This is a genomic window from uncultured Gemmiger sp. (genome assembly GCA_944388105.1).
In the GTDB taxonomy this organism is placed as follows: Bacteria; Bacillota; Clostridia; order Oscillospirales; family Ruminococcaceae; genus Gemmiger.
In genome coordinates, this window is record CALXHN010000020.1 from 1 (window position 1) to 22,356 (window position 22,356).

Sequence of the window (22,356 nt, forward strand, 5' to 3'; positions counted from 1 at the left end):
GCCTGGATCAGCTTGAGCAGGATGTTTTCCACGTCCTCGCCCACATAGCCGGCCTCGGTCAGGGTGGTGGCATCGGCGATGGCAAAGGGCACGCCCAGCATCTTGGCCAGGGTCTGCGCCAGCAGCGTCTTGCCGGTACCGGAGGGGCCCAGCATCAGGACGTTGGACTTCTGCAGTTCCACGTCGCTTTCCTGTCCGGACAGAATCCGCTTATAGTGGTTGTACACCGAGACAGCCAGAACCTTCTTGGTCTCATCCTGCCCGATGACATACTGGTCCAGTCCGGCCTTGATCTCGGCCGGCGTCAGGATATTGATATCCTGCAGCGGGTCGATGGCATGGCGCGGCCGAGCGGTGGCTGCGCGGCGCTGGGCCGTAGCACGGGGCGGCGGCGGAGTCTCTTCGTCCTTATACAGGGCGTTGTAGCACATATCAATGCAGTCTTTGCAGATATTGACGCCGGGGCCAATAATCAGCTGTTCCACCTGCTTTTGCGAACGGCCGCAGAAGCTGCAGATCAGTTCGCGTTCCTTTCCGTCTTTTCCGGAAATCGAATTTGCCATTTCCTTCCCCCGTGGTTAATGTTTGGAGATGATTTCATCAATCAGGCCGTATTCCTTGGCCTGCTGTGCGGTCATATAGTTGTCGCGCTCGGTATCGCGCTCCACAACCTCCAGCGGCTGACCGGTGTATTCGCTGATCAGGCCGTTGAGCTTGGATTTCAGCCGGACAATGTGGTCGGCATGAATCTTGATATCAGTGGCCTGACCGGACAGTCCGTTGCCACCGATGAGCGGCTGGTGGATCAGGATCTCCGAGTTGGGCAGCGCAAAACGCTTGCCCTTGGTACCGCTGGACAGCAGAAAAGCACCCATAGAAGCCGCCATACCCACACAGATGGTGGACACGTCACACTTGATATACTTCATGGTGTCGTGAATGGCCATGCCGTCCGAGATGGAACCGCCAGGGCTGTTGATGTAGAAGCTGATATCTTTTTCGGGGTCCTGCCCTTCCAGATACAGCAGCTGGGCGATGACCACGCTGGCCGAAGTGGGGTTCACATCCTCGCTCAGCACAATGATGCGGTCATTGAGCAAGCGGGAAAAGATGTCGTAGCTGCGCTCTCCGCGCGCGGTCTGTTCGACGACGTAAGGTACCAAACTCATGCAAGTTCCCTCCCGAAAATCAGATTGGTGTCAGATGGCTGCCTGAGGGCAATTTCTCCCCTTGATAAACCGACCGATACGGCGGCAGCGGCACCGTATCGGTCGCAATGTTTTCTTTTATTCCTTGTCCGCAGCGGGGTCCACGGTCTCGGTGGTGACGTTGGCCTTTTCCTTGACCAGGTCAATGGCCTTGTTCACAGCCAGATCGGCCTTGACGGCAGCCTCATCCACAATGGAGCGGACCTTGTCCTCTTCCATCTTGTAGGCATCGGCAATGCGCTTGACCTCGGCATTGAACTCATCGTCGGTAGCCTCGATGCCTTCCTTGGCAACGATGGCTTCCATGGCCAGACGCATCTTGACCTGCTTTTCAGCCTGCTCCTGGAACTGGCCCTTGAAGGTGTCCATATCCATGCCCATGTACTGCAGGTACTGCTCCAGCTTCAGGCCCTGCTGAGCAATGCGGTACTGGAAGTCCTGAACCAGTTCGTCCACACGGGCATCGTACATGGCCTGAGGAATCTCAGCGGTCATGTTGTTGACAACCTGCTCGATCAGGTCATTTTCCACCTGCTGATCGGCCTGCTTCTGGTTGTTCTCCTCAATGTTCTTGCGGATGGAGGCCTTCAGCTCGTCCAGCGTGTCGTACTCGCTGACGTCCTTGGCGAAATCATCGTCCAGTTCAGGCAGCTCCTTGTACTTGACCTCATGCAGCTTGATCTTGAAGGTGGCGTCCTTGCCGGCCAGCTCCTCGGCCTGATACTGCTCGGGGAACTTGACATTGACGTCGAACTCTTCACCGGCAGAATGGCCAACAACCTGGTCCTCAAAGCCGGGGATGAAGGAGCCGCTGCCCAGCACCAGAGAATAGTGCTCAGCCTTGCCGCCCTCGAAAGCCACATCGCCCACGAAGCCCTCGAAGTCGATGTCCACGGTGTCACCGTTCTCGGCAGCGCCCTCACGGGTCAGCAGACGGCCGTTACGGTCCTGCATACGCTTGAGTTCGGCGTCCACCAGGGACTCATCCACAGTCTTGACCTTCTTGGTGACGTTTAAACCGGCGTAATCACCCAGGGTGACTTCCGGCTTGACAGCGACCTTGACCTTCAGGGTAGCGCCCTCGGCCTCGGACATGGAGACCACTTCGGGATCAGGACGGCCCACAACTTCAATGTTGGCTTCCTTGACGGCGGCCTCGTAAGCCTCGGGGAACAGGTCGTTGATGGCATCATAATGGAAGATGTCAGCGCCGTACATCTTCTCGATCATCGCGCGAGGGGCCTTGCCCTTGCGGAAGCCGGGAACGTTGTACTTCTTGCCTTCGCGCTTGAACGCGGCGGCAACGGCATTTTTGAAGGTATCGGCATCGATCGAGAACTGAAGCTCAACCATGCTCTTTTCCAGTTTTTCACAAGAAATCAGGTTCATTTGTAGTCCTCCAAACATAGAAATACAAGTAATTATAGCATGCTGCGGCGCAGAATACCAGTATCTTTTGAATTTTTTTGCCTGTGCAGGCAAAAAAATTCTCAATCGCAGACTTTATACGGGCAAAAGGCCAGTCCATCGGCAGAAATCAGCTTGTACCGGATGCCTTCCCGCTCCCCCTGCACAGCATAGCGGATCGCTTTTCCATGCAGGTGGCCATAATAGCAGCGCTGTACGCCGTGGGCGCGGAGCACATCCACCAGGTCCTGGGCACAGGCGGTACCAAAAACCGGCGGGTAATGGAGGAACGCAATCCGTTCCTCCGCTTCCTGTCCGGCAGCCAGGGACAACTGCAGACGACCAGCTTCCCGGGCCATGATCTTGGCGCTCTGGGCAGCAGCGTCGTCAAAAGGCCATCCCCGGGAACCACACAAAGCCAGATTGCCAACCATACAGCAGTTGTTGTGCAGGATGTGCAGGGTATCCCACCCGTTTGCTGCCAGATAACTTTCCATCTTGCGGGCGGTGGTCCACCAGTAATCATGATTGCCCTTGAGCATCCATTTCTGCCCCGGCAGGCTCTGCAGAAAGTCAAAGTCCGCTTTTGTGTCCTGCAGCCGCATGGCCCAGGAGGTATCCCCTGCCAATATCACCGTGTCGGTGTCCTGAATCAGGGTGCGCCACTTGGCTTCCAGCTTGGGCAGATAGCCTTCCCAGCCGGGGAAAACGTCCATGGGCTTGTCCCCGCCCAAAGAAAGGTGCAGGTCCCCGATTGCAAAAATCGCCATAGTGTTTCCTTTGTTATTATTTCAGTGCGGCTGTGCGGATGCCTTCCGGCGGAATGACCGCAGTAAAGCGGACCGGCAGGGATTCCAGCGCCGCCAGCGCGGCGGGAGCTTGGCAGCCGGTGTAAGCCGTGAGCTGCTTCATGGCGGCAAAATCGCTTTCGGGCACCGCTTCCCCCAGCGCTGCCAGCACGTCCCGGGGGAACTTGAAGGGGCTGGCCGTGGAAAGCACCACCATGGGTGCTTCCGTCCGGTTCCGCCCCGCCACCCGGAAGGCCACCGCCGTGTGCGGGTCGCACAGGTAATGCTCCTTGGTAAAGCAAGTATGAATCTGTTCGGCGGCTTCCCCGTCATCGGCACAGCCGCAGTCAAAGCTTTCCCGAATAGCAGCCAGAGCGGCATCGTCCACCTTGTACATACCGGTGGCTGCCAGCTCCTGCATCCACCCGGCCACCTTGGCGTCGTCCTCGGTCACATGGTACAAAAGACGTTCCAGATTGCTGGAGATCAGAATGTCCATGGAGGGCGAGGTCGTCTTGTAGAATTCCCGGCGTTTGTCATACACACCGGTGTTGATGAAGTCGGTGAGGACGTTGTTGCGGTTGGAAGCGCAGACCAGACGGCCTACCGGCAGGCCCATGCGCTTGGCATAGTATCCGGCCAGGATATCGCCGAAGTTGCCGGTGGGCACACAGAAGTCCACCGTTTTGCCCCACTCCACGGCCCCCTGCTCCGCCAGACGGAAATAGGCGTAGAAGTAGTAGACGATCTGCGGCGCCAGACGCCCCCAGTTGATGGAGTTGGCGCTGGACAGCCGGATATCCCGGGCGGCCAGTTTCTCGGCCACGGCGTCGTCGCCGAAGACTTTCTTCACCCCGGTCTGGGCGTCATCAAAGTTGCCCTGTACCGCATACACTGCCACATTATCGCCGGTCTGGGTGGCCATCTGCAGACGCTGGATCTCGCTGGTGCCGTCATTGGGGTAGAACACCGCAATGTCAATGCCGTCCAGTCCCGCATATCCGGCCAGGGCGGCCTTGCCGGTATCGCCGGAAGTGGCCACCAGGATCCGGGTGTGCTCGGTGCGGCCCAGATTCTTCTTGGCCTGCACCAACAGTTTGGGCATGAGCTGCAGCGCGTAATCCTTGAACGCGCTGGTGGGGCCGTGCCACAGTTCCAGCGAGAACAAGCCGTCCGCCACTTTCTGCACGCAGCCGGCCTTGCCGCCGAAGGCTTCTCCGTACGCCTCATGAGCGGCACGGCGCAGGAATTCGGGGTCGTAGTCGGTCAGATACAGCGCCAGGATACGGGCAGCCAGTTCCGGATAGCTGAGAGCCTTCCAGCCTTCCAGATCGGCAGCAGGAAAAGCCTGCGGCACGAACAGCCCGCCGTCCGGCGTCAGCCCGCGCACGATGGCTTCGGAGGAGCTTACCACGGTTTGGTGGTTTCGTGTGCTTTGATACTGCATGTCCTTTCCCCTTTTCTCTATGGTAGTTGAAACGCGTCCCGGATACAGTGCACCTGCCAGCCACGTTCCGAAGGAATCACTTCGACCACATCGAACCGGGCAGGAGCATCCGCATAGGGGCTGCGCTGCAGATACAGCTGCGCGGCCGCAATCAGCCTGTGCTGTTTACGGGCATCCACCGCTTCCGCCGGAGCGGCTTTGCGGGTGTTTGTCCGTGTTTTGACTTCGGCGAAAACAATCCCGCCGTCCTTGTACAGGATCAGATCCAGCTCCCCCATCCGGGTACGGTAGTTGTGGTTGAGGAGCAGGTACCCTTTTTGTTGGTAGTACTTGGCGGCAATGGCTTCGCCTCTTGCCCCCAGGGCTTTGTCCGCCGGCATGCTCAGTACCCCAGTTTTTTGAGGAAGCTGCGGCGGTAGAAGGGCTGAATCCCGTACTGTTGAATCAGCTGGTAATGCAGCGCTGTGGGGTAGCCCTTGTGTTTGGCCAGCTGATACTGGGGATATTGAGCGTCCAGCTCACACATGTACCGGTCCCGGCTGACCTTGGCCAGGATGGAGGCCGCCGCAATGGAGGCGCTGGTGGCGTCCCCCTTGACCACCGCCCGGGAAGGCATTTCCAGACCGGGCGGGCAGCGGTTGCCATCGATGAGGACCAGCGCAGGCCTTGTTTCCAGGGCGCTCACCGCCCGGGCCATGCCGGCCATAGTTGCCCACAGGATATTCTTCTCATCAATTTCCTGCGGGGAGACAAACTCCACATGCCAAGCAAGAACCCGCTGGATGATCTGGTCATACAGTTCCTCCCGCCGCTTCTCGCTGAGCTTTTTAGAGTCGGTCACACCCTGTATGGGATCTTCCGGGTTCAGGATGACCGCCGCACAGCACACCGGCCCGCACAAAGGGCCGCGTCCGGCTTCATCCACGCCGCAAAGCACCCCGCACTCGGTACGCAGGGCTTCATCGTAGTCGTACAGCGGAGTAGAATCAATCGTCTTGCGGGGCATCGTCGTCCTCCCAGTCAATGTTCTGCTGCCGCTGCGGCGGGCGTTCCAGCGAGATGCGTCCCCACTTGCTGGCGCGGAACTCTCCCACCAGCATGCGGGCAGCACGCTCGGCATCCACCTCGCCGCCGGATATCAGCATCCCACGCTTGGCTCCGATGGCCAGCAGCAGGTCATACGGCGGCAGCTCCAAGGCAGCTTCCTCCAGCTTGTAACGTTCCAGAAGACGCTGGGGATAGATCTGGCGCACGCTCTCCAAAAGACCGCAGGCCAGTTCCTCAATGTCCAGGATATCGTCCCGGATGGAACCGATAAAGGCCAGATTGGCCGCTGTCTGCAAAGAATCAAACTTCTTCCAGAGCACACCGGGCATGTCCATCAGATCATAATTGCCCACCGTGATCCACTGCTTTCCCCGGGTCACACCCGGCTTGTTGGCCGCCTTGGCCCGGGTGGTTCCGGCAAAGGAGTTGATGAAGGTTGACTTGCCCACGTTGGGGATGCCCACGATCATCACACGGATGCGGGCGCCCACCATGCCGCGGGCCTTGCGCCGCTCCATCAGCGCTGCCAATTCCTTTTCGATCAGATCCTTGGCAGCTCCGGCCTTGCCCTTCTGCTTGGAGTCCATGGGCAGGCAGCCTGCTCCCGCTTCACGGAAATAGGTCAGCCACTGCTTGGTGATCTCCGGGTCGGCCAGGTCCGACTTGTTCAGCACATACAGATGGGGCTTGTCCCTGGTTATGCGCTCAATTTCCGGGTTCAGGCTGGACAGCGGGATGCGGGCGTCCAGCACCTGCAAAACGCAGTCCACGTTGCGGATCTCGGTTTCCATCAGGCGCAGGGTCTTGGCCATATGCCCCGGAAACCAGTGGATCTGACGGCGGTTGATGATATCTTCACTCATAGCGGCACCTGCATCAGGACGCGGCCCAGCACATCGCGGGTATCAATAAACCCAACATTGGCAGAGCGGCTGTCGGTGGAATTGTTTCGGTTATCGCCCATCACAAAAATGCAGCCTTCCGGCACCGTGACCGGAAAGGTAACAGACTCCTGCAGATAGGTGGGCTCGGCGGTATACGGCTCATCCAGCGCATTGCCGTTTCGATAGACAATGCCCTTTTCAAAATCAATATCGATGGTGTCACCGGCCATGCCGATCACCCGTTTCACCAGCGGCTGGCCGTAAGACGTATACTGGTCGATGATGACAATGTCCCCGTACTGGGGTGTATACGGCAGGCTGGAGATCAGAAGCCGCTCCCCGTCCTGCAGGGTGGGCTGCATGGAATGGCCATCCACCCGGATCATGCGCACGCCAAAGGTAAAGACGAGCGCTACTGCCACAACAGCCAGCACAACGGCTTCAAACCATTCCAGCAGGTCCCGGTTAAGCCTGAACTGGCGATTGAACCGCTCCCGCATGGACAACTCCTGTGCCATACCATCACCCCCAGATTCCAGAAACTTTGATTTTTTCCATAAGAAACGCAAAAAGGGAGAACGCCAACCGTCCTCCCCCTTCGCGGCCGCTGTACCACGGCCGGATTGTGAATTTCTCAGATACGCGCCTTGACCTTGGCGGCCTTGCCGGTGCGGCTGCGCAGATAGAACAGCTTGGCACGACGGACCTTGCCGCGGCGGACAACTTCCACCTTTTCAACAAAGGGGCTGTTCATCGGGAACACGCGCTCGACGCCGACGCCGTAAGAGGTACGACGAACGGTGAAGGTCTCGGCGATGCCGCCGTGCTTCTTCGCGATGACAGTGCCTTCAAAGGCCTGGATACGCTCCTTGTCGCCTTCCTTGATACGGACAGACACGCGGACGGTGTCGCCGACTTCGAACTGCGGGCGGTTCTCTTTGATCATGCCCTCGGTCAGTTTCTTCATTGCGTCCATTGATCAATTCCTCCATGTTTTCCGACGTTCATGCCTCAAAAAATCGGGCAGAGGACCGCCTGTATAATGATTGTCATTACCCCGCCGGTGGCCCGGCGTACTAACGCTCGAATATCATACCATACCAACGCCGTTTTTGCAAGCCTTATTTTGGAAAATCAACAAAAAACTGCGCCATTTTTTGTATAAAGCTGCGTGCGGAGCACCTCACACTGCCAGGGCGGAATGGCATGGGTCTGCTGCAAATGCGCCAACAGCAGCGACGGGTTCAGGTTGACTCCTTCGCCGGAGGCGCAGGGCATGCGAACCGAGAAGGAAAGGCTGTCCCCCTTTTTCTCATAGTCCAGACGAGGGATATAGGTTTTCAGGTCCACTTCATGGGTGCCGCGCTTGGTCTTTTTGCTCACCATCGCCGTTTCGCTTTCATTGTAAGCGAGGAGGGCATCCTCCGCCGAGAGCGGCAGGGTGATGGTATAATCCGCAAAGCCGATCTCGCTGCTCTTCTCCTGGGCCGGTGCCACCGAACGAATGAGAATGCCCCGGGGCATGAAGGGCTGCAGGGTTTCTTTCCAGGCAGAGAGGTCGGGTTTTTCCTCGGCGGTCTTGACCTCGCAGCTCTCGCACAGACTCTCCTGCCCCAGAGAGAGCGGACTGGCGAAGGAAAGATAAATGTGCGGGTTGAACCCCTGGGTGTAATACACCGGCAGACCGCTGCGCTTGAGGATGCGCTGAAATACCCGCTGCAAATCCAGCAGCGAGATGTAGGCCGCTTCGGCCCGTTTTTCAAAGCTGATTCTGATCGTAAGCAAAGCACGGCCCTCCCAGCAATTTGTTGGCTCCGCATCCGCTGCACTGGCGGTTGCAGGGCTGCGTGGTCTCGGCACGCAGCGCCTTCTGGTATTCCCGGGCCAGGAACGCCTGACTGACACCCACATCCAGATGGGACCAGGGCGTCACCTCGTCCAGGGCCAGGGTACGGTAGTTGTAAAAATTCGGGTCGATCCCGCATTCGGCAAAGGCCTGCAGCCAGCGGTCATAATCGAAATATTCCTCCCAGGTATCAAAGAAAGCGCCATGGTTGAAGGCGGTCTCGATGACCCGGCCCAAGCGCCGGTCTCCCTTGGCGAAGATACCTTCCAGCACGCTGGTGGCACTGTCGTGGTAGTTCACTTTGATCTTGCGGGAGTGCACACAGCTGAGCAGGTACTTCTGTTTTTCCCGCAGCTGTTCCCGGGTGTCCTGGGCGCAGAACTGGAAGGGCGTGTCCGGTTTGGGCACGAAGCAGGCCACGCTGATGGTCACCTGCACCCCCTTGCCTTTCGGCCGGTCAGGGATCTTGTAGAACAGGTCCACCACCTGCTGGGCGGTGTCCGCAATTCCCTTGATATCCTCCATGGTCTCGGTAGGCAAGCCCATCATGAAATACAGTTTTACCGAAGTGTAGCCTTCGCTGAAAGCGATCCGGCAGCCGCGCTCGATCTGGTCCCAGGTCACATTCTTGTTGATGACATCCCGCAGACGCTGGGTCCCGGCTTCCGCCGCAAAGGTCAGGCCGCTCTTGCGTACCCGGGTGGTCTTTTCCACCAAAGACTCGGAGAAGTTGTCCACCCGCAGAGAAGGCAAGGACAGGCTGACGTGGTCCGACTCGGCCCAGGAATTCAGGTTGTCCAGGATCTCCTCCAGCCGGGAATGATCCGAAGTGGAAAGACTGGTCAGGCTCAGTTCGTCGTAACCGGTGTTGCGGCAGAGAACGCGGGCGCAGTCACTGATCAGTTTGGGAGAGCGCTCCCGGAAAGGACGGTAGATCTGCCCTGCCTGACAGAAGCGGCAGCCGCGCACGCAGCCCCGCAGCACTTCCACACTGGCCCGGTCCTGGATGGCACCCACGATAGGTACCACAAAGTTTTCCGGCGGCGGGAAGGAATCCATATCCTTGACGATGGCCTTGGTCACCTTCTCCGGCACACCGGGGCGGTTGGGTTTGATGGAGCGGACGCGGCCATCCTCTTCATAGGTCACATCATAAAAGGACGGCACATACACGCCGGGAATTTTAGCCAGGTTCAGCAGCAGCTGTTCCTTGCTCAGGCGGTTCTTTTTGGCATACTCTACAGCGGCGCACACATCCTGCAGCATCTGTTCGCCTTCACCCAGCTGCATGATATCGAAGAAATCCGCCATGGGTTCGGCGTTGCACACGCAGGGACCGCCCGCAATGACCAGCGGCCACCGCTCGTCCCGGTCGGCGGCACGCAGGGGGATGCCGGACATGCGCAGCATGGCCAGAATGTTGGTGTAGCACAGCTCATATTCCAGGGTAAAACCGACAATGTCAAAGTCAGAGAGCGGGTCCTTGCTTTCCAGACAATACAGGGGAATGTTCAGCCGCTCCATCTGTTCCTTCATATCCACCCAGGGCATGAAGGCCCGCTCACACCACCAGTTTTCGTGGCGGTTGAGCAGTTCATACAGGATCTTTTCCCCCAGAAAGGACATGCCTACTTCGTAGGTGTCCGGGAAGCAGAAGGCCATACGCACGTCAACCTTGCTTTTATCCTTATAAGTGCAGCCCGGTTCACCGCCGGTGTAGCGCCCCGGCTTCTGGACCAGGCTGAGTGCCTCTTTCAGCTGGTGGGAGAACTCTGTCATAGTGTCCCATCCTTCCATGATTTTTTATATCTGCTATTGTACCCGATTCCCCTGACAAATGCAAATGGATTCAAAATTTCCGGAGCAGCCTTGCGCCATCCAGTCCGGGCAGAGGCAACAGATTGAATACGCCCAACAAAAGATTGGCCGAAGCGAACCAGTAGCCGGCATAGGTATACCCCCACCGGTCCATGACCCAAACCGCTGCCGTGCACAGCAGCAGGTTTGTCAGCGGTCCGGCGGCTGCCAGGACTTTTTCCTGCACCGTGGACAGGACCACGCCACGCATGCGCAGGCAAATTCCCAGGGCCGATACTTCCAGCCGCGGCATTCTGCGTACCAGAATCGCCCAGGCCAACAGGTGCCCGCCTTCATGCAGAGCAGCGCACAGAAGCCCCCACCGCAGTACGCCGGTATGGTCATACAGCAGGGAAAGTGCCAACAGAAAGAGAGTAACCAAGGGCGCACGCAGGCGCACCGGAGGTTCAGACTGCATTCTCCAAGGCTTGGGAGGGGTCATAGCGGATTCCCTCATGGAACAGTTCAAAATGAAGATGAGGACCGGTGACATTGCCGGTCTGACCAGATGCACCAATCACTTGCCCCTGCCGGACGCTCTGCCCTGCGTGGACATACAGATACTGCATATGGGCATACAGCGTTTCATCCCCGTTTTTGTGAAGGATGCGAATGTAATTTCCATAGCTTTTATGTGTACCGGCCATCCGTACCACACCGTCCGCCGCAGCCAGCACCGGCGTGCCTTCGGCGGCGGAAAGATCCGCACCGGTATGGAATTCCTCCCCTTCCCCTGTGACCGGATTGATTCGCCAGCCGTATCCGGACGTACCGGCACCGATCCCTTCCGGCAGCGGAAACACCATGGAAAAAGGCGGCAGGTAACTTTCGTTGCTGCTGCCCGCGGGAGCCGCTCGATTGGCAGCATGTACCGGACGTGCCGTTTCCGCCGTAGCCGGTTCCTCCACGCACAGTTTGCCCATTACCTGCCGTACAGACTGCCAGAGTTCCGCGCAGGCCTGCTGGGTAAACTTCAGAAAGCCCCTATCCTCCGCAAACACCGCCGGCCCGGGCGCCTGCATGGCGGTGCTGAACTCGGTGCGAAACTGCCGGTATATCGGCCAGTCCATGAATTTGGCTGTGTACAAGAATCCAAACAAGAGCAGGCTCAGCACAATCTGAGCAAGCAGTACATACTCCCCCTGCCGTTCCTGCTGCCGGGGATGCGGCCTTGGCATTTCTTCCTCCCGCTGCGGCGCTTTGGGGGTAGCATCCTCCCACATCTGCCTCGCCTCCTGCCTTTTGTTTTCATCGTGACCCATGAGACAAGGTATGCGCCGGCTGCCGCAGGTATGTACAAACAACGCAAAAAACGGTGCCGGACTCCCGCAGGAAGTCCGGCACCGAGCCACTTTTTATAAAGTTGAAGGCTCAGTCTCCCAGAGCCTTGCGCAGCATTTCCAGCCGCTCTTCCAAGCCCTTGCGCGGCTTGGCGAACAGGCCCATGCCTGCCACTTCCATGGTGCACTCCAGGCTGGTGGCGTCCCCGCCGCCCAGCAGGATTGCCGTGAAGGAGCCGCTGATCTTGCCGCGGGTAAAGGTGCAGCGCAGGCGGCGAGGCTTTTCCGCTTCCACGATCTGCACTTCGGTCACACTGCCGTCTTTATTTTTTTCCTGAATGCGCAGGCCGTCCGTATCGACAACGGCCTCACTCAGATCGGTGCGCCAGTGATTGAGGTTCGGGTTGGTCAGATACAGCCACACCTTACTGGGCGGGCAGCTGTAACTGGCAGTGACAACACAGGTTTTCATGGTATTTTCTCCCCTTTATTTTTCCTGATACCAATCATCGGAACCGTTTTACTTTTTGTTGTTTCCGATACCGCGCAGACTTTCAAACAGACCGCGGAACCGGGCGCTGTCCCGCCGCACCTGCGGATGCGGGCGCGGCGCGGTGACCGCAGAGACCGGTTTGCGTGCAGGTGTCTGTTCAGGCGGATCCAGCCGCTCAAAAGCATGCTGGAAGTATCCATACATAGCCATCTGGCTGTCCACCGGCGGTTCCCCTTCGGCGGGTTTCACCTTGGTGTAGCTGCCGTCCGGCTGCATGACCCGGGCGTTGACGGTGTCCCGCAGCTGCAGGTCCAGAATGCCGCGCAGCTGACGGGCAATGCGCTTGTCGTCCACACGGACGCCCACTTCCACCCGGCGTTCGGTATTGCGGGTCAGGAAGTCACCGGACGCAATGTAGATGTGCATATCCTCCCCGTCTCCGAAGCAGTAAATGCGGGAATGTTCCAGATACCGGCCGACAATGCTGCGGATGTGCACGTTTTCGGTCTTACCCGGCACACCGGCGCGCACGCAGCAGATGCCGCGGACGATCATGTCCACACGGACACCTGCACAGCTGGCCTCACTGATTTTTTCAATGATCTGGGGGTCATTGATGGAGTTGTTTTTCAGGATCATGGAGGCGCGCTCACCCCGGCGGGCGCGGGCAATCTGCTTATCCATCTCGGCCAGCAGGACCGTTTTGAAACGCAGCGGGGCCACCAACATGGTATCGGCTTCACTGGTCAGGCGCTGCAGGGCCATGTTGTTGAACACGGCGCTGGCTTCTTCTCCGATTTCCTGGCGGGAAGTGATGAAAGACAGGTCCGTATACTGCTCACTGGTCTTTTCGTTGTAGTTGCCGGTACCGATCTGGGTCAGATAATGGTACTTGCCATCCACCTTACTGGTGATCAGGGTCAGTTTGGAGTGTACCTTGTAATCGTCAAAGCCGTAGAAAACGGTGCAGCCGGCCTCTTCCAGCTGTTTGGACCAGTCGATGTTGTTCTGCTCGTCAAAACGGGCGCGCAGCTCCACCATGGCCACTACTTCTTTGCCGTTCTCGGCGGCGGCAATCAGAGCCTGCACGATCTGGGAGTCACTGGCCATACGGTACAGGGTCATCTTGATGGAAACAACATTGGGGTCCGCACCGGCTTTCAGCAGCATGCGGATAAAAGGACGAATGCTCTGATACGGATACGCAATGAGCACGTCATGTTCATGCGCTTCCTTATAAAGATCATAGCCGGCGGGCGCCTGGATGGGACGGGCCACCGGATAGAACAAAGATGCGTTGCCGTCCGCAGAAATGCGGCTGGCCAGACGGAACAGGCAGCCGGAATCGAGAGGCGAAGTCTGCACATAGCAGCGGTCCGCCGGGACCACCAGCTTATCCCGCAGGAACTTGACAATATCCTGGGGACCTTCCGGCCAGAACTGCAGCCGGACGGCCGCCAGCTTACGGCGCTTCTTCAGCAATTCGCTCATGACATCGCGGAAATCGATGTCATGGTCCATCATGCCCTCGTCCACCGTGATATCGGCGTTGCGGGTGACCCGGAACAGACAGGATTTCTGTACCGCATTCTTTCGGAAAATGGCGGAGGCGTAATGGGCAATGAGTTCTTCCACGAAGGCGAAGTAAGTGGTATTGCCATCCTTCATGTACAGCACACGCTCAAACTGATTGCTGATGGGAATGATGCCGTAGTGCACGCCGTCCGCCTTGGTATACAGCTGCACAATGAAGTAAATTTCCTTGTTGCGCAGGAAGGGGAACGGATGGCGCTGGTCCACGATCTGCGGGCTGAGAATGGGGAAAATCTCCCGCTGAAAATAGGCTTTCCAGAAGTGCTCCTGCTGTTTGTCCAGTTTGTTGAAGTCCAGTTTCTTATAGCCGTTTTCGGCCAGTGCACCAATCAGGTGCTGCCAGTATTTATCACATTTGGCCTGCAGCTCCGCCACGCGGGGGGTAATGGCGGCAATCTGCTCCGAAGCGGTCATGTGCGTGACAATATCCAGCTTGTTGTTTTTGAGCAGGGTCTGATCGTACAGCGACCCCACACGTACCATGAAGAACTCATCCATATTGCTGCCGAAGATGGCCGCAAACTTGATACGCTCCCCCAAGGGCACGCTTTTTTCCTTGGCCAGCGCCAGTACGCGGCTGTCAAAATCCAGCCAGCTCAATTCACGATTGATAAAAATACTTTCGGTCGTGTCCAAAACAACGCCCTCCTTCTTAAAATTCGGGGTCCAGAGTCAGGCGGTCTGCCCAGGTTTGCACCATCTGCGCTGAAATCCCCGGCACATTATCCAGGTCCTCCACACACAGGAACGGCCCGTTTTCGGTGCGGTATGCCAGAATCGCTTCGGCTTTCTGACGTCCGATATCCGGCAAGGTCATCAGCGTTTCAATGTCGGCTGTGTTCGGGTCCACACAGGGCTGCGGCGTGGGAAGGGGCTCTTGGAACCCAGCCGTGTTCCCCGCCTGCCAGACCGGTGCGATCAGGAAGCAGGATCCCCACAGCACAGCCAGCATGCCGGCAACGGTAACGCCGGCAAGAAAGGCCGCATCCCGGCGGTTTGCCTGTTTCAACGCCAACACCTCACTTGGAAGCGGCAGACTGCCACTATGTTGTCATTATAGCATGGTTTGGTGGCGTTTTCACCCCAAAGCGAAAGATTTTTCCGGGATTTTACAATCGTGATTTGTCCAAACGAGACCTTTGATTTTTGGGCTTCCCTGCAGTATAATAAAATTTATCTGTATCACCGGACAACCGCAAGGGAGGCGTGCTCGTGAAAAGACGCACCATCAGTTTTCAGTATAATGCCCCTGTCACCCTTTCCATCTTTTTCCTTTCTCTGCTGGCACTGATCCTGGGCCGCGTGACCGACGGCTGGACGACCACACATCTGTTCAGCGTGTATCGCTCTTCCATCACCGATCCCCTGTTTTACGCGCGGCTTTTCCTGCATGTTCTGGGCCACGCCAACTGGTCCCACTTCATCAACAATATGCTGCTTCTTCTGGTGGTAGGGCCGCCGCTGGAGGAAAAATACGGCAGCCGTACCCTGCTTTTGGGGGTAGCTTTCACAGCTCTGGTCTCCGGCATCCTGCAGTGTGTATTGTTTCCCGGTACGGCATTGCTGGGTGCTTCCGGTGTGGTATTCATGCTGATCATGCTTTCCAGTCTGGCAGGTACCCGGGGCGGTTCCATCCCGCTGACTCTGCTGCTGGTGGCTGGTTTATACCTGGGACAGCAGGTATACGACATTCTGTTCGTACAGGATAATGTAGCCAATTTTATGCATATCGTGGGCGGTGTATGCGGAACCATCTTTGGGTTCAGTGTACGCAGACGCTGACTGGTTTGGCAATAAACAAAGGGCGGCACGCAGATTTCCGGTTGCGCACCGCCCTTTTACTTTATATATGGTCCTGACTTCAGATAAGATCGCAGCACCAGTTCAGGATCTCCTGCCAGTATTCCAGTCGTTTTTTCTCATTCAGTACCTCATGTCGTGCCTGGGGATACAGCTTGAGTTCCAGCTTGCCGTGACCGGCGCCCCGGTACAATTCGCAGACCTTGCGCACACCGGCACCAAACTCCCCTACCGGGTCATCCGCACCGGAGACGAACAGAAGGGGCAGCGCCTGCGGTGTTTTTGCAATGTTTTCCGGCCGCTGGATATTCTTCAGCAGTCGGGTAATGGTATAGTAACCGCTGACCGTAAACGGAAAGGTACAGCGCGGGTCTGCATAATAACAGCGAACGATATCGGAATCAGAAGTCAGCCAACTGTTTTCCGGATGGGTGCCGTCCATATCAAATTTATGGAAGGAGCCGGAAAAGAAAAGCTCTTTTGCCAACCGGCTGCGGCAATTCCAACCGTGCAGTGCTGCCAGCACACGGCAGACGGCCAAAAAGACATCCGCCAGCGCTTCTGCCTTGTAGCCGGTTCCCGAGATGATGGCCCCCGTCAGACCCTCTCCATACTCCATCAGATAACGGCGCAGAATGAAAGAGCCCATACTGTGCCCCAGCATGAAATACGGAATGCCCGGATATTCCTGTCGGGTAAGTGTGCGCAGGGTGTGCAGGTCCTGCAAAAGGATTTCGGAACCATCCCCTGCGGTGAAATACCCCCAGTCCTGTTCAGAACGCACCGACAGCCCATGTCCAAGGTGGTCATGGCCGACCACCAGAAATCCTTGCTTTGCCATATATCCGGCAAAAGAATCGTAACGGTCAACAAACTCCAGCATACCGTGGGAAATCTGCAGGATAGCTCTGGGATTATGGTCATCCGGCATCCAGCAACATGCGTGGATATCCGTCACTCCATCCGCGGATCGGTAGGTTCGTTCGGTCTTGTCTGCCATGGTCGCCTCCCTGTTTGACACAGTGTTCGATTTACTGTAAGCATACCCTGCTTCGGCTGAAACGTCAACCACCGCCGGCTATTTTCTCCGCCGGCAAAGCATAAAAGCAGCGGGAACCCCGGCGCCGTTGGCCCGGTGTTCCCGCTGTTTTGTTCAGGCGTGAGAAACGAAGATCATTCCACGCGCAGAATATCCTGACCAGCCTTGACAGTACCGGTTACCAGAGGCTTGACCGCCTTGTAGTCATCGGTGTTGCAGACGATCATGGGGGTGGTGCACAGATAGCCCTTGGCCTTGATGGCATCCATATCAAAACTGATGAGCAGATCACCCTTCTTGACCTTCTGCCCCACCTTCACATGGGCGGTAAAGTGCTCACCGCCCAGTTTGACGGTGTCAATCCCGATATGTAGCAGCAGTTCGGCGCCGGTCTCGGTCACCAGACCGATGGCATGGTGGGTATCAAAGAGATTGTCCACAGTAGCATCCGCCGGGGCATAGAGTTTGCCTTCGGAAGGCTCTACGGCAATTCCCTCACCCAGAGCACAGGAAGCAAAGGCCTCATCCTTTACCTCTTCCATGGGCAGTACCTCGCCATTCATATGCGCTCCCAGCGTTTCAGCCTTGCCGGAAGTCTCGGCTGCTTTGGGAGCCGGCTGCGGCGCGGCTGCAGGTGATTCCACCGTCAGGGGCTGGTCCGCTGCAGGGCTTTCCATATATTCCACCAGGTTGGATTTGATGACCGACACCTGCGGTCCGTAGATCACCTGAATGCCGTTGCCCTTGTGAATGATGCCGGATGCGCCGCTCTGACGCAGCAGAGGATCCTGCACCTTGGCAGCATCCACCACGGTAACGCGCAGACGGGTGGCGCAGCAATCCACATCGGAAACGTTGGCTTTGCCGCCCAGGCCGCTGAGAATCAAAGCGGAAACGGTATCACCGCCCTTGCGGGGCGCACCGTCGGGGCCAATGCCGGTCTTTTCCTTGAAGTCGCTGCGGGTGTACAGCTTGGGCTCTTCGTTGTCGTCTTCACGGCCCGGAGTCTTGAGGTCCATCTTGCGGATCATGAAGGTGAAGGTAAAGTAATACAGCACAAAGTAGAATACACCGACAAAGGGGATCCAAATCCAGTGGGTCTTGTCATTGCCCTGAAGGATGCCGAACAGAGTCAGGTCGATCAGGCCGCCGGAGAAGGTCATGCCAACGCCCACATTCAGAATGTGCATGAGCATATAAGACAGGCCGGCATAGACACAGTGAACAGCGTACATGGCAGGTGCCACAAAGAGGAAGGTGAATTCAAGGGGTTCCGTAATACCGGTAAGCATGGAGGTCAGGGCCGCAGACAGCAGCAGGCCCGCTACCACCTTCCGCTTTTCCGGACGGGCCGTGCGGTACATGGCCAGAGCCGCACCAGGCAGGCCAAAGATCATGAGCGGGAACTTGCCGGCCATAAAGCGGGTAGCTTCCACCGAGAAGACGGTGGTGGACTTGGAGGCCAGTTCGGCAAAGAAGATGTTCTGAGCGCCCTGCACGGTCACACCGTCGATCACCGCGGTGCCGCCCACGGCCGTCTGCCAGAAGGGCATATAGAACACATGATGCAGACCGAAGGGAATCAGTGCGCGCTCAATGAGGCCATAAATCCAGGTGCCCACATAGCCGGAACTGATGACCAGGTTGCCCAGGAGGGTGATACCATGCTGCACCACCGGCCAGACATAGAACATAACGATGCCCACTACCAGGTACACGGCCGTACAGACGATAGGCACAAAGCGGGTGCCGCCGAAGAAGGACAGTACCTGGGGAAGCTGGATGCGATAGAAGCGGTTGTGCAGCGCCGCCACGCCCAGGCCGACGATGATGCCGCCGAACACACCCATCTGCAGGGTGGTGATGCCCAGCACAGAAGCAGTGGAGTTGGCTTCCATCGCCTCTACGCCGCCGTTGGCGTTGATCATGGCACTGATGGCCGTATTCATGACCAGGTAAGCAATGGCGCCGGACAGTGCGGCCACTTCCTTTTCCTTCTTGGCCATACCGATGGCAACACCCATGGCAAACAGCAGGGCCAGGTTGTTGAACACCGCACTGCCGCACTGGTTCATGATGTCCAGGATGGTGTAGATCACGGTGCCGGGATGGATCACGCCGGACAGGCCGTAAGCCGCCAGCATGGTCTCGTTGGTGAACGAACTGCCGATGCCCAGCAGCAGACCAGCCACCGGCAGCAGGGCGATGGGCAGCATGAACGAACGGCCTACACGCTGCAGAACGCCAAAGATTTTGTCTTTCATCAGGTTTCCTCCTTACCATAAAGACAGGGTTGAATTACGGACACTGTATAAAAAAAGACCTATACAAACCGCACAGAAAATTCCCTGTCCAGTTTATACAGGTCTAGCCCGCCTGATACAGAGAAGCGGTAACTACCCCGCGCCGCCGGATGTCCGGACGGCCCGTTATACGATTGTGTTCAGCGCACCGGTTCGCGGGTATCCCCCGCAATGCGCTTGAGGTGAATGGTCAGATAGATCAATTCTTCTTCGGAAAGCTTTTTGTGCCAGGTCTTCTCCACATATTCTCCCACACAGCGGGCACATTTATAATGCTGCTTGCAGTTGCGGGCAATCAGGGCACGGAACATGCGGTCACTTTCGTCATCGCTGTCCGGCATGAGCTTGTCCTGAAACAGTCGCTGGGCAAAATAACGCAGATGAACCACAAACCGGCTGAATTCCAGAGAGTCACGGTCGAAAGGCGGCCTGTCGGAATAAAAGTACTCCACAACCTCCACCGCACCGTCAATGAAGCGGGTGATGTCGTACATCTCGCTCATGTCGGTGTTCAGCTCGGCATTGACGATGTGCAGCGCAATGAATGCAGCTTCATCCGGATTGAGCTCCACACCACAGCGCTCCTGAACCAGGGCCAGACACCGCTTGCCCAGCTGGTACTCGGTGGGATAGTAGCACAGAATGCTGCCCGTCAACGGATTCTTGAATTCTATGCCCTGCTCCTTGCGCTGAATGGCAAAGCTGATATGGTCTGCTAGCGTGATAAGCAGAGATTCGTTCAGGGGTTGAGGGATTGCGGTTTTGATTTCGCAAAGCATTTCTTCCGTCAGGCGCAGATGTTCCAGCGGAATCTGTTCCACCAGTTCCCGCAGACGGCGCTGCTCTTTCTGATCTTCCATGCGGTAGGTCTTTTCCACCTGACCGGGGTCCACAAACTGCCCCACTTTGCGCCCGAAGCCGATGCCCCGACCGGTCACGATCATCTCGCTGCCTTTTTCATCAATGACACACAGGATATTGTTATTGATGACCTTTTTGATGCGCAACCCTGCGCCTCCTTTGCAAAAAAAATACCAGCCCTATCGCACAAAGCCCACCGCTGAGTTTTGAAGATAGAGTTGGTCTAGCCCGCATGACCGGTAACAATCCAACCAAGCCAAGCCGCAAAGGCGAGGCGATCAATTTCACAAGTTCAAAATACCACGAGTTTGACAAAAAGTCAACAGCTTTGGGCAGAGGAACGCACTTTTCGGTGTCCTGCCCAATTTTCCTCATAGCTTTTTTGGCAGATTGCAAATACCCCTTTGCAGAGCCTGTTCCATCACTCCGCGATTTGTTCCCGCAGGCTTTCCAGTGAGGGTATCAGAATATGCCGTTCCCGCAGATCCAGCAAGCCGTCATGCCGCAATTCGCTGATGATGCGGTTGACGCTGTTGCGGGTGGAGATCCCGCAGAACCCGGCAATATCTTCATACGGAACGATAAAATCGATCAGGATGCCCCCGTCCACCGGACGCCCGAACTGCTGGGCCAGGTTGAGCAGAAAACCGCAGATGACCCCGCGCTTGCTGTTCATGGCAAGCAGCTGCTGGCTGCGGATACTTTCGCTCCAGCGCTGCCGATAGTATTCCTTTACATACTGCTGCAATCCGGTATCGTGGTTCAGATTGTTCCAAAGCTCCACCCGGGGAACTTTGTAAAAAGACGCCTTGTCACTCTCTACCCGGATATTGAACGGTGCACTGGTAAAGGCAGAGACTTCATCCCGCAGCAGAGAAATAACCGAAGGTCCCTTGAGATAAGCAATATTAAACTCCCTGCCGTTTTTGAGGATGATGCTTGTCTTGACCACCCCGTGGGCCAACACATAAGTAAACGGCTGATCCAGCCCGCAGTATGCCAGATAGGCGTGCCGCGGGCGTTCTTCCAGGGTGTACCCCCAGCGCGCAAGCTGCTGCAACAGATATGCATTGCTGTCCATCCGGAAACGGCTCCTTTATCTGATTCTGTGTAACAAATGATACCATCTTTTGGGGTGGTTTGTCCATACCCAACATGCTAAACTTGGTGAGTTTTCCGAAATCAACCTCAATTTCAAAAGGAAGTGTGCTCACATGAAAGAGATCAGCCTGCCTTATGATACAGGGACCCAAACGCTGCATGTGCCGGAAGGCAATCTGGCAGGAGTGCTTGTTTCCCGTCAGGCGGAATATCGCCCTACCAAGTCCGGTGCCGAACTGGTGGAAGAGTCTCTGAACCATCCCATCGGGTCTCTCAGCCTGGAAGAACTGGCCAAGGGCAAAAAGAACATTGTCATCATCAGCTCTGACCACACCCGTCCGGTGCCTTCGGCCATCATCACCCCCATCCTGCTACGTCGGATCCGCAGTGTCGCCCCGGATGCCCGTATCCGGATCCTGGTGGCAACCGGCTTTCACCGCGCTTCCACCCGGGAAGAACTGATTGCCAAGTACGGCCAGGAGATCGTGGACCACGAGGAAATCGTCATGCATGACGCCCGGGACGACGCGGCCATGGTGGACATCGGCGTTCTTCCCAGCGGCGGACACTGCCTGATCAACCGCGTCGCCGCCGAGGCAGATCTGCTGCTGGCGGAAGGCTTCATTGAAGCCCACTTCTTTGCAGGATTCTCCGGCGGACGCAAGGCCGTTCTGCCCGGTATTTCCAGCTATAAGACCATCCAGGCCAACCACTGCGGTGAATTTATCGCGTCTCCCGAATGCCGCACCGGGAACCTGAGCCATAACCGCATCCATGCCGACATGGTGTTTGCCGCCCATGCCGCCAAGCTGGCATTCATCCTGAATGTGGTGCTCAACGAAGAGAAGCAGATCATCGGTTCCTTTGCGGGCGATGTGGAGCAGGCACATCTGGCCGGCTGCAACTTCGTCAAGGACCTGGCCCATGTGGACAAGGTCCCCTGCGACATTGCCGTTACCACCAACGGCGGCTATCCGCTGGATCAGAATGTGTACCAGGCAGTGAAGGGTATGACCGCCGCCGAAGCCACCATCCGTGAAGGCGGTATCATCATCATGGTAGCCGGCTGCCGCGACGGACACGGCGGACAGGCTTTTTATGACAACATTGCCAATGCCGAGTCTCCTGAGGCCTTCCTGGCGCAAGCCATTGCCACGCCCCGTCTGGAAACGGTTCCCGAACAGTGGACCAGCCAGATTCTGGCCCGCATCCTGACCAAGTACCATGTGATCCTGGTCTCGGATCTTCTGGATCCGAAGATTGCCGCCAACCTGCATCTGGAACTGGCTCCCACCGCGGATGATGCCCTGGCCCGCGCGCTGCTGCGTATGGGCAGCAGTGCCAAAGTTGCGGTTATCCCCGATGGTCTGTCGGTAGTCGTTCAGTAAAAGCAGCAGGAGGA

The 22,356-nt window shown here is 57.2% G+C and carries 23 protein-coding genes; 2 read left to right on the top strand and 21 right to left on the bottom strand.

Annotated elements, in window-relative coordinates; all coding sequences use genetic code 11:
• From Q0K17_RS03975 to Q0K17_RS04055, 17 genes are all read right to left on the bottom strand, one after another.
• A partial coding sequence (locus Q0K17_RS03975) for a ClpX C4-type zinc finger protein (RefSeq protein ID WP_366776694.1) occupies window positions 1-563 on the bottom strand: 563 nt, incomplete at its 3' end.
• 15 nt (window positions 564-578) lie between these two features.
• The gene (locus Q0K17_RS03980) at window positions 579-1,169 is read right to left on the bottom strand and encodes an ATP-dependent Clp protease proteolytic subunit (protein ID WP_294540189.1); all 591 of its coding nucleotides are present in this window, start codon (window positions 1,167-1,169) and stop codon (window positions 579-581) included.
• 117 nt (window positions 1,170-1,286) lie between these two features.
• Window positions 1,287-2,597 (bottom strand): trigger factor, encoded by a 1,311-nt coding sequence (tig, locus tag Q0K17_RS03985; RefSeq protein WP_294540191.1) that lies wholly within the window; start codon window positions 2,595-2,597, stop codon window positions 1,287-1,289.
• A 101-nt stretch (window positions 2,598-2,698) separates the two neighbouring features.
• Window positions 2,699-3,385 (bottom strand): metallophosphoesterase, encoded by a 687-nt coding sequence (locus Q0K17_RS03990; protein WP_294540193.1) that lies wholly within the window; start codon window positions 3,383-3,385, stop codon window positions 2,699-2,701.
• Between the two features lie 16 nt (window positions 3,386-3,401).
• Window positions 3,402-4,817, bottom strand: coding sequence for a threonine synthase (gene thrC, locus Q0K17_RS03995; protein ID WP_366776696.1), 1,416 nt, complete (start codon window positions 4,815-4,817; stop codon window positions 3,402-3,404).
• A 50-nt stretch (window positions 4,818-4,867) separates the two neighbouring features.
• Window positions 4,868-5,230, bottom strand: a complete 363-nt coding sequence (locus tag Q0K17_RS04000; protein ID WP_294540197.1) for a YraN family protein — start codon at window positions 5,228-5,230, stop codon at window positions 4,868-4,870.
• 2 nt (window positions 5,231-5,232) lie between these two features.
• Window positions 5,233-5,856 carry a ribonuclease HII gene (gene rnhB / locus Q0K17_RS04005; RefSeq protein ID WP_294540199.1) on the bottom strand — a complete coding sequence of 208 codons (624 nt, stop codon included), beginning with the start codon at window positions 5,854-5,856 and terminating at the stop codon, window positions 5,233-5,235.
• On the bottom strand, window positions 5,837-6,760 hold the full coding sequence (gene ylqF / locus Q0K17_RS04010) for a ribosome biogenesis GTPase YlqF (RefSeq protein ID WP_294540201.1): 924 nt from the start codon (window positions 6,758-6,760) through the stop codon (window positions 5,837-5,839). Before ylqF ends, rnhB begins: the two co-directional genes overlap by 20 nt.
• Entirely contained in the window at window positions 6,757-7,299 is a 543-nt protein-coding gene (gene lepB, locus Q0K17_RS04015; protein ID WP_294540203.1) for a signal peptidase I, read from the bottom strand. Before lepB ends, ylqF begins: the two co-directional genes overlap by 4 nt.
• Window positions 7,300-7,415: 116 nt before the next feature.
• Window positions 7,416-7,757 carry a 50S ribosomal protein L19 gene (gene rplS, locus Q0K17_RS04020; RefSeq protein ID WP_294540205.1) on the bottom strand — a complete coding sequence of 114 codons (342 nt, stop codon included), beginning with the start codon at window positions 7,755-7,757 and terminating at the stop codon, window positions 7,416-7,418.
• Window positions 7,758-7,915: 158 nt separating this feature from the next.
• Window positions 7,916-8,566, bottom strand: a complete 651-nt coding sequence (locus tag Q0K17_RS04025; RefSeq protein WP_294540207.1) for a TIGR03936 family radical SAM-associated protein — start codon at window positions 8,564-8,566, stop codon at window positions 7,916-7,918.
• Window positions 8,541-10,424 carry a TIGR03960 family B12-binding radical SAM protein gene (locus Q0K17_RS04030; protein ID WP_294540209.1) on the bottom strand — a complete coding sequence of 628 codons (1,884 nt, stop codon included), beginning with the start codon at window positions 10,422-10,424 and terminating at the stop codon, window positions 8,541-8,543. The genes Q0K17_RS04025 and Q0K17_RS04030 overlap by 26 nt, the downstream gene beginning before the upstream one ends.
• Window positions 10,425-10,476: 52 nt before the next feature.
• A complete protein-coding gene (locus Q0K17_RS04035; protein ID WP_294540211.1) occupies window positions 10,477-10,902 on the bottom strand; it encodes a site-2 protease family protein in 426 nt (141 codons plus the stop codon).
• Window positions 10,892-11,707 (bottom strand): M23 family metallopeptidase, encoded by an 816-nt coding sequence (locus Q0K17_RS04040; protein WP_294540213.1) that lies wholly within the window; start codon window positions 11,705-11,707, stop codon window positions 10,892-10,894. Before Q0K17_RS04040 ends, Q0K17_RS04035 begins: the two co-directional genes overlap by 11 nt.
• 148 nt (window positions 11,708-11,855) lie before the next feature.
• A complete protein-coding gene (locus Q0K17_RS04045) occupies window positions 11,856-12,236 on the bottom strand; it encodes a hypothetical protein (protein WP_294540215.1) in 381 nt (126 codons plus the stop codon).
• Between the two features lie 48 nt (window positions 12,237-12,284).
• Window positions 12,285-14,486, bottom strand: coding sequence for a polyphosphate kinase 1 (ppk1, locus tag Q0K17_RS04050; protein ID WP_294540217.1), 2,202 nt, complete (start codon window positions 14,484-14,486; stop codon window positions 12,285-12,287).
• A 16-nt stretch (window positions 14,487-14,502) separates the two neighbouring features.
• Complete coding sequence (locus Q0K17_RS04055; protein WP_294540219.1) at window positions 14,503-14,859, bottom strand: ComEA family DNA-binding protein; 357 nt, start codon at window positions 14,857-14,859, stop codon at window positions 14,503-14,505.
• Between the two features lie 203 nt (window positions 14,860-15,062).
• On the opposite strand from Q0K17_RS04055, the gene Q0K17_RS04060 reads away from it, so the two are divergent.
• Window positions 15,063-15,632, top strand: coding sequence for a rhomboid family intramembrane serine protease (locus Q0K17_RS04060; RefSeq protein ID WP_294540221.1), 570 nt, complete (start codon window positions 15,063-15,065; stop codon window positions 15,630-15,632).
• A 79-nt stretch (window positions 15,633-15,711) separates the two neighbouring features.
• Here Q0K17_RS04060 and Q0K17_RS04065 read toward each other — a convergent pair whose 3' ends face one another.
• The 4 genes from Q0K17_RS04065 to Q0K17_RS04080 all read right to left on the bottom strand — a co-directional run bounded on the left by Q0K17_RS04065 (window position 15,712) and on the right by Q0K17_RS04080 (window position 20,934).
• Window positions 15,712-16,722 (bottom strand): alpha/beta hydrolase, encoded by a 1,011-nt coding sequence (locus Q0K17_RS04065; protein ID WP_294540223.1) that lies wholly within the window; start codon window positions 16,720-16,722, stop codon window positions 15,712-15,714.
• Between the two features lie 101 nt (window positions 16,723-16,823).
• A complete protein-coding gene (locus tag Q0K17_RS04070; RefSeq protein ID WP_294540225.1) occupies window positions 16,824-18,953 on the bottom strand; it encodes a PTS transporter subunit IIABC in 2,130 nt (709 codons plus the stop codon).
• 179 nt (window positions 18,954-19,132) lie between these two features.
• Window positions 19,133-19,999, bottom strand: a complete 867-nt coding sequence (gene licT, locus Q0K17_RS04075) for a BglG family transcription antiterminator LicT (protein ID WP_294540227.1) — start codon at window positions 19,997-19,999, stop codon at window positions 19,133-19,135.
• A gap of 275 nt (window positions 20,000-20,274) precedes the next feature.
• Entirely contained in the window at window positions 20,275-20,934 is a 660-nt protein-coding gene (locus Q0K17_RS04080; RefSeq protein WP_294540229.1) for a Crp/Fnr family transcriptional regulator, read from the bottom strand.
• Between the two features lie 133 nt (window positions 20,935-21,067).
• On the opposite strand from Q0K17_RS04080, the gene larA reads away from it, so the two are divergent.
• Entirely contained in the window at window positions 21,068-22,342 is a 1,275-nt protein-coding gene (larA, locus tag Q0K17_RS04085; protein WP_294540231.1) for a nickel-dependent lactate racemase, read from the top strand.
• Window positions 22,343-22,356 lie beyond the last annotated feature (14 nt).

Excerpts from the sequence above, each read along its gene's own strand:
- Q0K17_RS03980 (WP_294540189.1), bottom strand. The coding sequence starts at position 1,169 with ATGAGTTTGGTACCTTACGTCGTCGAACAGACCGCGCGCGGAGAGCGC.
- tig (WP_294540191.1), bottom strand. The coding sequence starts at position 2,597 with ATGAACCTGATTTCTTGTGAAAAACTGGAAAAGAGCATGGTTGAGCTT.
- Q0K17_RS03990 (WP_294540193.1), bottom strand. The coding sequence starts at position 3,385 with ATGGCGATTTTTGCAATCGGGGACCTGCACCTTTCTTTGGGCGGGGAC.
- Q0K17_RS04000 (WP_294540197.1), bottom strand. The coding sequence starts at position 5,230 with ATGCCGGCGGACAAAGCCCTGGGGGCAAGAGGCGAAGCCATTGCCGCC.
- rnhB (WP_294540199.1), bottom strand. The coding sequence starts at position 5,856 with ATGCCCCGCAAGACGATTGATTCTACTCCGCTGTACGACTACGATGAA.
- ylqF (WP_294540201.1), bottom strand. The coding sequence starts at position 6,760 with ATGAGTGAAGATATCATCAACCGCCGTCAGATCCACTGGTTTCCGGGG.
- lepB (WP_294540203.1), bottom strand. The coding sequence starts at position 7,299 with ATGGCACAGGAGTTGTCCATGCGGGAGCGGTTCAATCGCCAGTTCAGG.
- rplS (WP_294540205.1), bottom strand. The coding sequence starts at position 7,757 with ATGGACGCAATGAAGAAACTGACCGAGGGCATGATCAAAGAGAACCGC.
- Q0K17_RS04030 (WP_294540209.1), bottom strand. The coding sequence starts at position 10,424 with ATGGAAGGATGGGACACTATGACAGAGTTCTCCCACCAGCTGAAAGAG.
- Q0K17_RS04035 (WP_294540211.1), bottom strand. The coding sequence starts at position 10,902 with ATGCAGTCTGAACCTCCGGTGCGCCTGCGTGCGCCCTTGGTTACTCTC.
- Q0K17_RS04040 (WP_294540213.1), bottom strand. The coding sequence starts at position 11,707 with ATGTGGGAGGATGCTACCCCCAAAGCGCCGCAGCGGGAGGAAGAAATG.
- Q0K17_RS04045 (WP_294540215.1), bottom strand. The coding sequence starts at position 12,236 with ATGAAAACCTGTGTTGTCACTGCCAGTTACAGCTGCCCGCCCAGTAAG.
- Q0K17_RS04070 (WP_294540225.1), bottom strand. The coding sequence starts at position 18,953 with ATGAAAGACAAAATCTTTGGCGTTCTGCAGCGTGTAGGCCGTTCGTTC.
- Q0K17_RS04080 (WP_294540229.1), bottom strand. The coding sequence starts at position 20,934 with ATGGACAGCAATGCATATCTGTTGCAGCAGCTTGCGCGCTGGGGGTAC.
- larA (WP_294540231.1), top strand. The coding sequence starts at position 21,068 with ATGAAAGAGATCAGCCTGCCTTATGATACAGGGACCCAAACGCTGCAT.